Genomic DNA, 14,674 nt, shown 5'->3' with positions numbered 1-14,674 from the left:
CTTTATCTGACGACACGACACACAAATATATGGAGATCACTATGCGTTCAAAGAAAAAAATTGCACTCGGTGTTTTAGCCGCTCTCTCAAGCTGTTCATTTGCTCAAGCTGCTACAAACGATAAAGTAAAAGACGATACTGAAGTCATTGTTGTAACGGGTGTTCGTTCAAGTCTCGAGGCCGCATCATCTCTAAAACGTTACAGCGATAGTGTTCAAGATAGTATTGTTGCTGAGGATATTGGTAAGTTTCCCGATCAAAATGTGGCTGAGTCTTTACAACGTGTTCCTGGCGTTTCAATTAACCGTGTAAATGGTGAGGGCTCAAAAATAACCGTTCGTGGTTTTGGCCCAGAATTTAACGTTGTTACATTAAACGGGCGCACATTAGCTACTTCTGAAATTGGTCGCTCGTTTGATTTTCAAGTATTAGCAGCTGAGCTAATATCGGGTGCTGATGTCGTTAAGTCGCCTACGGCTAAAACACCTGAAGGGAGCATTGGTGCTTATGTTAACGTTAAAACTGCACGCCCATTAGATAACCCCGGATTACATGTACTTGGCTCTATAAATGCCAAATACAGTGAACTTTCTGGCGAGACGAGTCCTGAATACTCTGCGTTATTTAGCAATACGTTTGCTGATGAAACATTTGGTTTTAATATTGCCCTTTCACAACAAAAAAGTGATAACCGATACGATTCAATGGGCACAACCCGTTGGTTATTACTTAATAATGAGCCGGGTGTGATTGAAGGCGACATTCATAATTTAGATGGCAATGTGGTTACGCCAACTATGCTTCGCCATGCCGGGCGAATTGAATACGCATTAGGGCAAGAGCATCGCGAACGTACTGGCATTAATACCAGTTTTCAGTGGGCACCAGATTCAAGCTTTACCAATACCTTTGATTACATGTATACGGATCTCTCAGTAGAAACTCAAACTCAAGGTTTGCAAGCCGGCTTACAGTATCCTAATTGGCGAAATGTGGTTGTATCAGACAACGGTACTATTTTATCAGGCACTAAGTTTTCGGGTAAAACACTGGGCGGAACTGGTGAAAATGTTGATTTTAGAATTGATGGTTTATTTCAAGAGCTGGAGTCAAAATCAAAAACACAGGCATTTGGGTTTAATTCTATAAAAGAATTTGATGTATTAACGCTTGAGTTTGATATAAGCCATTCAACATCAAAATCAACGCCACGTAGCGACTTATTAGTTCCTAATTATATTTCACCGGAGCGAAACGATAGTTTAAATTTTGATTTTAGAAACACTGATACCGTTAATTTAGACACAACCATTGATTATGCTTCGCCGACAAGCGTGAGAGCACATTGGAATCAAGTTTCACATTACGAATTAGAAGACACGATTACGGAGCTGCAAACAAAAGGGAAATACCTACTCGATTTAGAGTTCGCTGAAAGTCTAACCTTAGATTCAATCGATTTTGGTATTGCGTATTCAGATCGCGAAAAAGTAAGAGATCGCTTTGAAACATTCCATGAAGATAACTGTGGTTTAGTGGCACCGAATGCCGATATTTGTGGCGAACTTAGAGATATGCCTGATGACATCTTTTCAGCAAGTCCCTATTCAGATTTTTTAAGTAGTGAGCCAGGTAATTTTCCGCGTGACTTTTTGTTTGCTGATATAAATAAATACCATAGCGCTATTCGTGATATGACCAAAAATCCAAATTGGCCAAACGAGCAATATAACGAAATCGCATCATCAAGCGTCACCGAAGAGAAAATAAGTGCTTATTCGCAGTTTAATCTCAGCGGCTTAATTGGTGATTACGATTGGCGCGGTAATGTGGGAGTCCGTTATGTAAAAACGGATACAAGCTCAAGTGGTTACGGAAAAAGGCGCCTAGGTTATACGGGCGAGCTTGATAATGGCCAACCTTTATTAGTTGTTGATTACACAGACTCAGGAAGCCTTAAAGCAAAAAATAGTTACACTAACTGGCTACCTAGCGCTAATTTTAGTATTAATTTAAGTGATAACTTATTGGTAAGAGCCGCAGCGGCTAAAGTTATGTCGCGCCCTGCCATTGACGACATTGGCGTACAAACAACGTATACCGATATGCAAGCAGGTAGCTTTTCTCAAACAGGTGGCAATCCTTATTTAGCACCCTATAAGGCTAATCAATACGATTTATCTTTTGAATATTATAGTGATAGCGGCGATTCTTACGCGGTTAACTTTTTCAAAAAGGATATATCTAGCACAATTGCACAAATAACTTATTTAGATAATACGCCTGATATTTGGGATGGGTCGCAATACGTTGATTCATCAGTAAGTATTGATGGATACGGCAATGTAAACGAAACTATTAATACTAAACAAAACCAATCAGGCGGCTCAATTACTGGAGTAGAACTTGCTGTACAACATAATATGGATTATTTACCGAGCTTTTTAAATGGCTTAGGTGTGCAAGCAAACTATACATGGGCTGATACTACAAATAAAAACACACAAAAAATAGAGCTTCCAGGTGTGACCGACCCAGGTGATAAATTAGAGGGATTTGCCGAAAACTCTTATAACATTGTTGCCTACTACGACAAAAATGCATTTCAAGCGCGTTTAGCCTACAACTGGCGAGATGACTTTTTAAGTAGCCGAGCTGGTATACGCAGTGGTGGATTACCAGAGCATACTGCGGCTTATGGTCAGCTCGACTTTAGTATGTCTTATGCGGTTAACGATAACTTTACGCTAACAGGCGAAGCAATAAATATAACTGATGAACGTACCTATCAATATGCCGATGTAAAAGAGCGCGTTATTAATACCCAATATACTGGTCCGCGTTACCGTATAGGTATACGCGCTAAGTTTTAACGCTTTATTGAAATAACCCAAATTGCTATAAAGATCGCTCATCAGCGATCTTTATTATATTCCCACTATGTCACTTTTAAACATATAAGCAGCGATTAAAATTAGTTACCACTCCCCCTATTTTGTGCACATTACATTGACCAGTCAAACATAATATGTTTATATTAAAGATATGAGCGAACTTATATATTACGACCTAAAACAAACATCAGGAATGGCAGCAAGCCTTTCTGTTCAAGTGGCTAAAGAAATTGGCAGACGCATTGTGTCTGGATCATTTGAAGCCGGCAGTTTAATTGATGATGAAGATGCACTCGCTAAACGCTACCAAGTAAGCCGCGTAGTAGTACGCGACGCGGTAAAAATCTTAGTAAGCAAAGGCCTACTTGATGTACGCAGAGGTATTGGTACGCGTGTACTACCTCGTGATAGATGGAATATGCTAGACGATGACGTATTAGCATGGCATTTATCAGCACCACCTAATCGTAAATTTTTAGAGCAATTAATGGACGTGCGCCTAGCCTTTGAGCCAAAAGCAGCACGTTGGGCAGCTGAACGTGCGCGCCCTGAGGATTTAATTGAAATTGCAGCCGCATGCGAGCGCATGGCTAAAACAGATAACAGCGCAGAAGATTTTATTATTGCTGATTCTTTATTTCATAAGGCCATTATAAAAGCAGCGCAAAATAGCTTTTTAGCTTCTATGGAAGGCGTTATTTATTCTGCACTTTTAGTTAGTATTAAAGTAACAAATAAAGACCCGCGCGATAACGGTGCATCTATTCCGTTTCATCGTGAAGTGTACGAAGCCATTGCTGCAAAAGATGGCGATAAAGCCGAATTTCTCACCGAAAAACTCCTAAAAGATGCCAGCTTTCGTCTTTCTGCGACAGTAAATAACAAATAGCCATTGTTTATTGTCGCAAATTCATATAAATAGTACGTATAAATAAATAATACGGACACTAAGATACTATGAGCGAATTAACATACTACGATCTAAGACGCAGCAGTGCCATGTCACCTAGCTTACCGGTACAGGTAGCTAAAGAATTAGGCCGTAGAATTGTTGCTGGCACATATACTCCTGGCACACTGATTGATGATGAAAACCGTTTAGCTGAACGTTTTCAAGTAAGTCGAGTTGTTGTTCGTGATGCAGTAAAAATTCTTGTTGGTAAAGGGCTTTTAGATGTACGCAGAGGCATTGGCACTCGTGTAAAAACCCGTGATAACTGGGCGTTGCTTGACGATGATGTTCTTGCGTGGCATTTAAGCGCCCCACTTAATCCTGAGTTTTTAACTCAATTAATGGAATTTCGTTTAGCATTTGAGCCCAAAGCAGCCAGTGTTGCAGCGCTTCGCGCAGAGCCTGAAGATATTAAAGCCATTGAAGATGCATTAAATGAAATGCAAAGCTCGGTAAGCGATTTAGATAAGTTTGTTATTGCTGATGCGCATTTTCATGGCGCTATTTTACGCGCTTCTCATAATGAGCTATTTATTTCGATGGAATGCGTTATTTTTTCAGCGTTGCTTGTGAGTATTAAAGTAACAAACCAAAGTGCACAAAGTAATCATGCTTCTATTCCGTTTCACAGAGAAGTATTTGATGCTATTGCCACCGGTAATAGCGAAAAAGCACAAGCCCTTACAGAAAAGCTTTTAGCAGATGCTAAAGCCAATTTAGCTAAGTTAATGGATATTTAATTTATTTTAAATAGCACCGCTAACTCATCATTTAATGTGAGAGGAATGATGAGTAGCGATGCAAGCACAACAACGTTTTATCGCAATTTAATTAAAAATTAATTAAAGATAATATTCAGCATAATTTTTAGCATTAGTCGTAAATTCTTCTAAACCCATTCCGGCTTTATACAAGCCGCTTCCTAAACCAAAACCCGATGCCCCTGCATTAACAAATTCATCCTGGTTTTGAGGCGATACACCGCCCACAGGGTAAATATCAATACCCGAAAGCACCGTTGTAATTGCTTTTAAGCCTTTTGGACCTGCTGTATCTGCTGGAAAAAACTTAAGCGCGTCTGCACCGGCATGCAATGCAGCAAACCCTTCAGTGGGTGTATAAAATCCTGGTACGCAGTACAGTCCTTTTAATTTACTAAAACGGATCAGCTCTACATCGCTATGCGGAGATATAATAATACGACCGCCCGCTTTAATTACCTGATCAACTTCGTCTTTAGTAACAACCGTTCCCGCACCAATAATGGCTATATCTGCGTATTTATCACTTAATAACTTAATACTTTTTAATGCATCAGGAGAGTTAAGTGGCACCTCTATAACGCGGTAACCAATATTAATAAGTACCTTTGCATAATCAAGCACTTCACTTGGTGTAATGCCGCGTAAAATGGCAACCAATGGTAGTTGCTTCATAGCATGAGTTAACGAAATTAATGACATAATTGAGTTTCCTTTTCAGTGACTAAACCGGCCTGTACAGCTAGTGTAAACATGCCTTTAGTAGATGCAGTTGCACTGCTTAAAATAGAAGAAGTAAAGCCGAGTTCTTTTAATGCTTCACAATACAGAGTGTTTAAACTTGAGTTACCAATTAAATAAACATGCTTAATGTCGTTTAGCTTACTTTTAATACCCGCAAGCTCAGCGCCAATAAGTAAACCAGATAAGTAACTAGGTACGTTTTGCAGCGTTAATTGTTTATCTAGCTTTAAAGTACGCGCACTAAATAATGCACTTAATAAACTGCTTTGAACTTGACTAACACCAACGCCTTTTAAAAAGCTTGGCATATCTGTTGGTGTTTTACCTAGTGCCTCTAATCCTTCACCTAAAATGCTTTGTTTAGTCAATAAATCAAACATTTCACCGGTCATGAACGTACTAAGGCTCGTAATAACCGTTTTACGTTGAATATCTTTTGCAACTTGAACCCATTTAGAGTGGGTGCCGGGTAAGCAAAACATAGTCTCACTTAAGGTTTGATTACTTAGCTCACCCGCTGTTTGCTCTACATCTAATACAGCGCCAAATACTTGTACTTCTTCACCGCGCATTACATCGCATACATTATTTTCCATAACGTATTTAACACCCGGCACAATACTAATTTGTAAGCCTGCTTTATTATTTGCTTTACAAAGGTTTACGCTCATACTACCGAGATTAGCTGGCGCATTTACATAGCCTGTATCTTGCCAACCTATAGCACCGCCTACCATACCTGCCATAATAATCGGCGTTTTATGTTTTGATAACCAGCCTGATATATAACTAAGTAATACGGTTTCTAAACAGTCGTTTTTAATACAAAGTACGCCCTGCTCACCATTAACAGTATCTAAAATGCAGCCTTTGCCATCGACTAAAAAAGCTCTAAAGTTAGAGCTTCCCCAATCAACAACAATTAATGCTGGAAAGTTGCTTTTGTTATCGCTCATAAGCCTTGCCCTTATTTATTAAATTGATACTTCGTAATGTTTAATAAAATCAAGGTCGGGCTCAATACCAAGGCCTGGACCTTGTGGTAGCGCAACTGTTCCGTTGTTATTTTTAACTTGCTCGTTAATGTTTAGAGACTCTTGCAATAACTGCTCTCTAAATAAGTTTGGCGTTGTATCGTACTCAAGCATAGGTTGTACTGGGTGTGCAGCACCTGGTAAATCAGGTAACGCAGCTAATAAATGTAGATTAGTACCTACCGCAATAGCCGAGCCCCATACATGGTTTATTACAGGCACAAAATGCGCGTGTGCCATAGCTAATACTTTTTGATATTCGGTAATACCACCGAGCGCACACACTTCTGGCTGGAGTAAATCAACGCAGCGGTTTTTAATTAAGTCTCTAAAGCCCCAGCGGGTAAATTCGGCTTCGCCACCGGCAATGCTCATATCAAGTGCTTCACATAAATCGCGATAGCCTTGATGATCCTCTGGTGCAACCGGTTCTTCAAACCAGTACACGCCTAAATTTTGCAGCTCTCGACCTAGCGGAATAGCTTCGCGCGCTGTATATGCATGGTTAGCGTCAACCATTAGGCGCATATCGCGGCCAATACCTTTACGTACAGCTTCAACAAGCTTTATATCGCGGTCTGGCGAAAGGCCTATTTTCATTTTCATGGCCGTAAAGCCCATTTCTTTAATACGCTGGCTTTCTTCGGTAAAGCGCTCTTCCAGGTTTGGAAACTTTTGTAGCATCATACCGTAACCATAAGCCGGAATGCGGTCTCTAAAAGCACCCCCTAGTAACTTATAAACGGGTTGATCTAAAAATTTACCTGCAATGTCCCACAGAGCAATATCTACACCAGATAAAGACTGAATAGGCATGCCTTTTTGGCCATGATCGCGCAGTAAGTTATAAACTTTATGCCAAATCACTTCTCTGTCGAGTGGATCCATGCCCAAAATCATAGGCTGAATCACATGCTCAACAATTGTTTTATTGGCAAACGCAACGCCGCCACCGCCAAAACATTCGCCCCAACCTGTAATACCTATATCGGTACGAACTTCAACTAAATGTGCGGTACGTTTAGCGTAATACTGCTGCGAATAACCAAGTTCTTCTTCTAGGTCGTACTGTAAAACGTGGCTAATAATTTGTGTGATTTTCATAGTCTGTTCCTTAAACCTTTAACGCGCGAGAAACACGTTTATATGCAAGGTAGTCATCTAAAGCTAACAACGAACAATCAACACCCACGCCCGATTGCTTAATACCAAAATGAGGTAAATTAATGCTGTATTTAATGCCGTTTACTTGTACTTCGCCAAAGCGTAAATGTTTTGCAAAGTAAGAAATAGTGTCTTCGTTACTACTAAAAATAAATGAACTCAAACCAGCGTCCGTGTCATTTGCATCGCTAAGCACCTGTTCGTTATCACTAAATATAATAATACTAATAACAGGGCCAAATATTTCGTCTTTGTATAGATTCATGCTCGAATCTACATTTGTAAGTACGGTTGGTTCGTAAAAATACCCATTAACGCCTGTAGGTTTTTTACCACCTAATTGTAATTTAGCGCCTTTTTGCTGTGCATCTTTAACTAGCTCATCAATACGTTGCCATGAGTTAGCATCCATAACGGGGCCCATATCAATAGCCTCGTTTTTATCAAAACCAACTTTTACTGCTTTTGCACGAGTAAGTACTTTTTCAATAAATTCATCAGCAACGCTTTCGTGTACAAATACACGATTTGGGGTAACACAAATTTGCCCTGCGTTGGCAAACTTAACGCCACAAATCACATCGGCTGCGTTATCTAAATTTGCATCGCTACATACAATGGCAGGTGCATTACCACCAAGCTCCATTGAATAACGCTTGATTGACGTAGCACCTGTTGCAATTACATGCTTACCCACATTAGTAGAACCAATTAAAGTAAGTACAGAGGGAATAGTTGACGCTGAAATGGCATCGCCTACGGTGCTATCTGTGCCCGAAAGTATGTTAACCACACCTGCTGGCAAGCCGATTTGTTCACATAATTCGCCTACAGCATAAGCAGACAAAGGCGTTTTACTTGACGGTTTTACTACAAGCGGACAACCCGCAGCCATTGCTGGGCCTAATTTATAAGCCAAATTTAATAATGGAAAATTCCATGCTAAAAATGCTGCAGCCACACCAACAGGCTCACGCGAAAGAACGTGGCTATGTGTACCTTCATTATCTTTTAATTCTTCATCGGCGATATTAACAATGGCATCAGCGTAAAAATTAAGGCTATCAACTAACATTTGAAAGTCGTCAGCGGTTGACTGCCATGGTTTAGCCATTTCTAAATGCACGCATTCACGTAAGTGTTGCTCGTTTGCAATTACTGCATCTCGCAGTTTAAGCATCCATTGAGCACGCTCTGTTGCAGGCGTTGTTGACCAACTTGAAAATGCTTCTTGCGCAGACTCTAAGGCCATGTTTGCTTCATTAATACCTGCAGCCGAAATTTCGCCTACAACTTCAAGTGTTGCAGGATTGATAATTTCGGTCGTTGCGTCACTCGTTATTAATTTTCCACCGATATACAGTTGTTTAGAAAGCATTTTGTCGCTCCATTATTATCTACAACACCCTAAGGGCTAAATGACTAAAGTAAGACACACAGGCCTTAATACATAATAACTATTTAAACATATGATGTTTGATTGAGCAAACACAAAATACATTTAGTTAACAAAAAAACTCATATGCCAAGATTTATGAGCATTGCCTTTAATTAACCCTTCCTCTTCACTCGCCATGGCTTTGTGTAAAGAATCGCTATTGCCTATACAAGGTTCTATCCCAAGTACAAAAGGGGGTAGCTGCTCATTGGCAGACCAACCGTTGTAATTAAACCAAAGCCCCAAGTGACTTATGTTTGTTGATGAAAATTCAAACCCGCAGCTTTGCTGAGCTTTATCATCAACCAGTTTTACAATTATATTTAGATCTTTATGAGTGCCCGTATTTAGGTGTTTGCTAAAAACCTTACTTGCAAAACCACTGTTATAGGGCATAACCTTATTTAGCGGCGGGACTTTAGTTGAGCACTCACTCCAGTTAATAAAGGCACTATTAACGTTATAAAAATGACTTAGCCCTTCATCAACTTTAAACTCCATATGTTTGTTATTTATTAAAATACGCATCTCTGGTTTTATGGCAAAAATAGGATGCGCTGACCAAACAAAAGGGAGATTGTGAGTTGTGTTATTTTTTACGTAGTAATCAACAAGCAGCCGCTTACTGTGTTTTTTTAAGGTAAACGTTCTTATAAATGTAAAAGTAGAGTCAAAAACCTCAGCTTGTAAGCTAAGTATTATTTCTTCATCGCTAATATGGGTATTAGTTATTTGCCATGCTTGGCACCACAACTCACCATGATCATGTGAAAAATGCGTTTTATTGGGGATATGTTCGTACAGCTGAGGAGAAATACCCGGAAAACATTCATCCCAACCACCGCTATCATGCTCAGAGAAATCATTGTTTTTTGCAGGTTTTAAAGTGATTTGTTTATCGTGAGCAAGCCACTCTCTATTGTGTTTTAAGCTTACAATAGAGATGACTTTTGCACCCAACTGAGGAATGACTGTAATAGCAAGCTCACTATTTTTTAGCAAAATAGCCTCAAAACCATGAGCCTTACAGTGTGTTAAGTTAAGCACTTTAATCGTGATAAATTACAGAACGGCCACCATCAATGATTAAGCTTTGCCCTGTCATAAAACTCGAATCTGAACTGGCTAAAAACACGGCTGGGTAAGCAATTTCTTCTGTTGTTCCATTTCGTTTTAGAGGATGTACATCGCCCATTGCTTTGCGTGAAGCTTGCGGATCGTCTGTTTGCTCCCACGACTTAAACGCCATAGGTGTTTCTATCATGCCTGGGCACAGTGCGTTTACTCGTATGTTGTGCTTTGCGTATTCAACGGCCAAGTTTTTAGTTAACCCTATAACCGCATGCTTAGTTACCGCATACGGAAAATATCCCGGTACAATTTTATAAGAATGCACAGAACCTACATTTATAATACTACCTCGGCCTAACTCTTTCATATGCTCAAGTACGGCTACAGCACACTGCCACATACCTTCAACATTAACTGCAAAGCTATCACGCCACATTTGTGGAGTAACGTCATCTACGTTTCGCCCGGGGCTAATTAAAGCGGCGTTATTAACTAAAATACTGGGCTTGCCGAGCTCATTAACTACTTTTTCAACCATGTTTTTTATAGCCGCTTCGTCCCTAATATCGGTATGAGCAAAAATAGCATCAAACCCTTTGCTTTTTAGCTCTGCTACAACACTTTCACCCATTTCTTTATTTATATCAGCAACACACACTTTAGCGCCTTGCTCACAAAATACGCGTGCTACTGTTTTTCCAATTCCATCGGCTGCGCCAGTGACAATAGCAACTTCGTTTAATAATCGTGATGACATAGTTATATTCCTTATTTATTGAGCCCAGGGACCAAATCGCGTTCAATGGCCTCAATAGACTTGCCCTTAGTTTCGGGAAGTATGAATGCCATAACAATGCAGCCTACAATAGCGACGCCTCCGTAATATAAAAACGTATTTGCTGCGCCCATATTCTCTAATTGCCAAGGGAAAAACTGCTGAATACTCCAGCTAGAAATACTCTGTACTAAGGCGGCAAAGGGTAGCGCAACACTGCGTACTCGGCTTGAAAATATCTCCGAGAATATCACCCACATTATTGGCCCTATCGACATATTAAAGGCGGCTAAAAATGCAAATAAGCCAAATAAAACATACGCAGGGCTAATATTTATAGAAGCATTAATAATTGCACCGGTAACAACTGGTAGCTCTTTTTTACTGTAAATAGTGGCTAAATCTGCTTTTAGCGCAACATCCGTGCTGTATATTTTATTTTCGAAAACGTGCAGCTTTGTAATATCTACTTTTTGCTCTGCAACTTTGGTTATTGCTTCACTGTTGAGTGAGTACGTGGCATTTTCAAAACCATACCAAATTGATACATGCGCAACAGCAATAAGCAGCAAACCGGTAATTGTTAATGTTCTTCTGCCGAGTTTTTCAACAAAGAATATGGCGACCAATGTAAATAATACAGATACCGCACCAAGTACTATTGTTTGTAAAAAAGAGTTTTCGACGCTCATACCTATTTGCTCAAACACGGTAGGTGCATAAAACAATACGGCGTTCATGCCAGTTGCACCCTGCACTACTGCGTAACATACAGCAAGTAGCACAACAAAACGCATAGGCTTACTAAACAATACTTTAAGTTGCTCTAGTGCACTGTTTTTTGAATCTTCTTGAATGGTTGCTTTAATATCATTGAGTACTATTTCGGTATCGGCGTTATTTATTCCCATACCTTTGAATACAGCGCGTGCTTCTTCATCACGTTTTTTGCTCATTAACCAGCGCGGCGATTCAGGAATCGTCATTAATAACGAAAACCAAATAATATTAGGCACAATTTCAAAGCCAAGCATATAACGCCAAATATTGGCTTCATTTAACCATTCAATTGAGCCCATGTTTTTAACAAAAAAGTAATTAACAACAAACGCAAATAAACTACCTAACGTTATAAGCAACTGATTAACTGATACAAATTGGCCGCGTTTATTAGCGGGTGCAATTTCACCAATATACATGGCTGAGACGGTTATGGAGGCAAATGCGACCCCTCCTATAAAGCGTCCAACAACCAGCATGGGGTAACTTACCGCAAAAGCAGAAATAACCGTAGAGAGTGAATATGTTAAAGCAATGCCAATAAGTACCTTTTTACGACCAAATTTTTGGCATAAAGTACCTGTAAAAAATAATGCGATGATTACGCCAACAATGGCGCAACCCACTACATTACCTGTTTGTAAACTGGTTAGCTCAAACTGCGAACTAACATAGCGTAACGCCCCCGATATATTGGCCGCGTCTAGGCCAAATACAAATCCGCCAAATGCTGCAATGAGGGAGTACTTAATTGCTTTTGTTGATTGTGTGTGTGTGTCTTTCAATGTATTACCCTTAGTTTTATTTTTATACTTTTACTGTGTTGGTAATGAGTGCTCTACAACATATAAAAGAATAACATTGATAGAATTAGTAAAAACAATATAAACATATGATGTTTATATGTGCAATGTGTTTTTCCTCTCACATCTAATTAATGTAAGAGGAAAAAACACAAAATTAATATTTAAAGTGAATACGTAAAATTAAAAGCCGTCTATTTTAACACAAGGCTCAAACACGCCTTTTACCGCATTTTTAAATGCAAGCGTAGCGCCGTGAGGTATAGCATTAAATGGGGTATCTTCTAGGCCACATTGTGCTGACGTTACGTAAAGTGTTGTACCATCGTCGCCAAACGCTGGGCAGGTAGGGCGAGGTGTTTGAGTCGCTAAGCTTTGAATTACCTTAGCTTCGGGCGATATGCAATCTACACGTGCGCCATCCCAAAGTGCAATCCACATGTTGCCTTCGCTATCAATTACAGCGCCATCAGGTGATACAGCTGAGCTTGAATAGTCAAAAAACAACACACTTTCTCCTATTGGCGAACCCGTAAGTGAGTCGACGTCAAATCGGTAAATTTTTTGCGTTTTTGAATCTGCGTAATAAGCTCTAGCACGCGACTTATCAAAACAAATACCATTGGGTATGGTTAAATCACTAACAACTTGAGTAAGTACGCCGTTGTGAAAACGATATATTGCCCCTTCGTTTTCGTGAGCATCACCGTGCATTGTGCTTATCCAAAACCCACCCCACGGATCGGCACGCCCATCGTTACTGCGGTTGTCAGGTTTATCTGCTTCAACGCTGCACAAAAAAGTTTGCTTATGCGTGCTGGTATTATAGGTATTTAGGCCTTTATCACTTGCTAGTAATAGGGTTTCATTGTTTACCCAAGCCAGAGCGGTAACCATATTGTCTAAGCGTTGCTCAACTTTATGGTCGCCTTTTTTGCTGTGCAAAATATGGTTTGGAAAATCAACCCAATAAAGCGTTTGTGTGATCGGGTGCCACAAAGGCCCCTCGCCTACAAAATTTAGTGTGCTGTCAAAAACAGTCGCTGTAATTGTATTCATTTAATTCTCTAAACAAGTTACCAGTTAGTATGTGAACCATCACGCTTTGATAAATGCGGTGCTTCGGTTTCTACAGGGGTTGCCAATCTAAACGCGGCTTCATTCACTTCAACACCTAAACCAGGTACTTCAGGGATAGTAAACTTATTGCCTGTTAACACATGCTGCTTAGGAAAAAGAAGTGGATCATGGGCGCCAAACTCACTAAACGGGCCTTGGTGCGTTTCCATTAAGCCTAAATTTGGTAGCGCTGCTGCAAAGTGATTTGTGGCTGCTGTACACACAGGGCCAAGCGGGTTATGTGGCATAACATCGATATAATGTGCCTCAGCCCAACCAGCCACTTTCATTGCTTCTGTTAAGCCACCAATGTTACACACATCAACACGTAAATACTGAGTAAGCCCTTGTTCTATATAAGGCTTAGCTGCCCATTTAGAACTAAACTCTTCACCAATCGCAAAAGGAATATGCGTTAAAGTACGCAGCGTTTTATACGCATCAGGAGATTCATGACGAATCGGTTCTTCAATAAAATCAAGTGTATCGGGCTTTAAACGTTGGCAAAACGAAGCTGCCTCAGCCACGCTTAATCTGTGATGGTAATCAATACCAAGTGTAATATCAGGCCCGAGTACTTTACGCAGCTCATTTAAGCAGCGAGCTGTGCGCGTTATAGATTCTTGTGGTTCAAAAAACTGTAAATCGTCAAAACGACTCGGTATGACTCTTATTGTTGTCCAACCTAGCGCTATAAGTGCTTTTACTTCTTTAACTAAATCGTCAAATTTATCAGGATCGGCCTCTGTATAACAACACGCAAAACACTCTATGTGCTCGCGTTGTTTGCCCCCTAACAACTGATAAACAGGCACTTGTAGTGACTTACCTAAAATATCATAAAGAGCAATATCAATCGCTGAAATAGCAGCCGTAATTACACGGCCCCCTTCAAAGTAATGGCTGCGGTATAGTTCTTGCCAAATACGGCCAATTTTACGTGGATCTTGTCCTTTCAAAAATCCAGCAAAGTGATGTATCGCGCCAATAACTGCTTGCTCTCGATTTGATAAGCCCGATTCGCCCCAGCCAACTATGCCACATTCGGTTACTACTTTTACTAATAGCTGATTACGTTTCCCTACGCAGCCTAAAAGCGCTTCAACAGATTCTATTTTCATTATTATTACCTATGCGTT

At 40.1% G+C, this 14,674-nt stretch carries 12 protein-coding genes; 3 read left to right on the top strand and 9 right to left on the bottom strand.

What is annotated here, in order from left to right; translation table 11 throughout:
- The first annotated feature begins 41 nt into the window (after positions 1-41).
- The 3 genes from I6F50_RS00655 (at position 42) to I6F50_RS00645 (ending at position 4,586) form a co-directional block, all read left to right on the top strand.
- Positions 42-2,873, top strand: a complete 2,832-nt coding sequence (locus I6F50_RS00655; RefSeq protein ID WP_166109293.1) for a TonB-dependent receptor — start codon at positions 42-44, stop codon at positions 2,871-2,873.
- Between the two features lie 172 nt (positions 2,874-3,045).
- Complete coding sequence (locus tag I6F50_RS00650) at positions 3,046-3,783, top strand: FadR/GntR family transcriptional regulator (RefSeq protein ID WP_149605834.1); 738 nt, start codon at positions 3,046-3,048, stop codon at positions 3,781-3,783.
- A gap of 68 nt (positions 3,784-3,851) precedes the next feature.
- Complete coding sequence (locus I6F50_RS00645) at positions 3,852-4,586, top strand: FadR/GntR family transcriptional regulator (RefSeq protein WP_197175043.1); 735 nt, start codon at positions 3,852-3,854, stop codon at positions 4,584-4,586.
- Between the two features lie 102 nt (positions 4,587-4,688).
- Here I6F50_RS00645 and I6F50_RS00640 read toward each other — a convergent pair whose 3' ends face one another.
- The 9 genes from I6F50_RS00640 to I6F50_RS00600 all read right to left on the bottom strand — a co-directional run bounded on the left by I6F50_RS00640 (position 4,689) and on the right by I6F50_RS00600 (position 14,656).
- Complete coding sequence (locus I6F50_RS00640; RefSeq protein WP_197175042.1) at positions 4,689-5,309, bottom strand: 2-dehydro-3-deoxy-6-phosphogalactonate aldolase; 621 nt, start codon at positions 5,307-5,309, stop codon at positions 4,689-4,691.
- A complete protein-coding gene (locus I6F50_RS00635; protein WP_197175041.1) occupies positions 5,300-6,307 on the bottom strand; it encodes a 2-dehydro-3-deoxygalactonokinase in 1,008 nt (335 codons plus the stop codon). Before I6F50_RS00635 ends, I6F50_RS00640 begins: the two co-directional genes overlap by 10 nt.
- Before the next feature lie 18 nt (positions 6,308-6,325).
- Positions 6,326-7,489, bottom strand: coding sequence for a mandelate racemase/muconate lactonizing enzyme family protein (locus tag I6F50_RS00630; RefSeq protein WP_024594150.1), 1,164 nt, complete (start codon positions 7,487-7,489; stop codon positions 6,326-6,328).
- 10 nt (positions 7,490-7,499) lie between these two features.
- Positions 7,500-8,927 (bottom strand): NAD-dependent succinate-semialdehyde dehydrogenase, encoded by a 1,428-nt coding sequence (locus tag I6F50_RS00625; RefSeq protein WP_197175040.1) that lies wholly within the window; start codon positions 8,925-8,927, stop codon positions 7,500-7,502.
- A gap of 123 nt (positions 8,928-9,050) precedes the next feature.
- Complete coding sequence (locus I6F50_RS00620) at positions 9,051-10,034, bottom strand: hypothetical protein (protein ID WP_197175039.1); 984 nt, start codon at positions 10,032-10,034, stop codon at positions 9,051-9,053.
- Between the two features lies 1 nt (position 10,035).
- Positions 10,036-10,815, bottom strand: a complete 780-nt coding sequence (locus I6F50_RS00615) for an SDR family NAD(P)-dependent oxidoreductase (protein WP_197175038.1) — start codon at positions 10,813-10,815, stop codon at positions 10,036-10,038.
- 11 nt (positions 10,816-10,826) lie between these two features.
- Positions 10,827-12,398: a sugar porter family MFS transporter gene (locus I6F50_RS00610; protein WP_197175037.1), complete on the bottom strand. Its 1,572-nt coding sequence runs from the start codon at positions 12,396-12,398 to the stop codon at positions 10,827-10,829.
- A gap of 201 nt (positions 12,399-12,599) precedes the next feature.
- A complete protein-coding gene (locus I6F50_RS00605; protein WP_165739252.1) occupies positions 12,600-13,475 on the bottom strand; it encodes an SMP-30/gluconolactonase/LRE family protein in 876 nt (291 codons plus the stop codon).
- A gap of 17 nt (positions 13,476-13,492) precedes the next feature.
- The gene (locus tag I6F50_RS00600) at positions 13,493-14,656 is read right to left on the bottom strand and encodes a mandelate racemase/muconate lactonizing enzyme family protein (protein WP_197175035.1); all 1,164 of its coding nucleotides are present in this window, start codon (positions 14,654-14,656) and stop codon (positions 13,493-13,495) included.
- Positions 14,657-14,674: the final 18 nt, after the last annotated feature.

The organism is Pseudoalteromonas sp. NZS127_1, assembly GCF_015864295.1.
GTDB lineage: Bacteria > Pseudomonadota > Gammaproteobacteria > Enterobacterales > Alteromonadaceae > Pseudoalteromonas > Pseudoalteromonas arctica.
The sequence above is the reverse complement of the archived record's forward strand: the minus strand, read 5'-3'. Positions and strand labels throughout refer to the sequence as shown.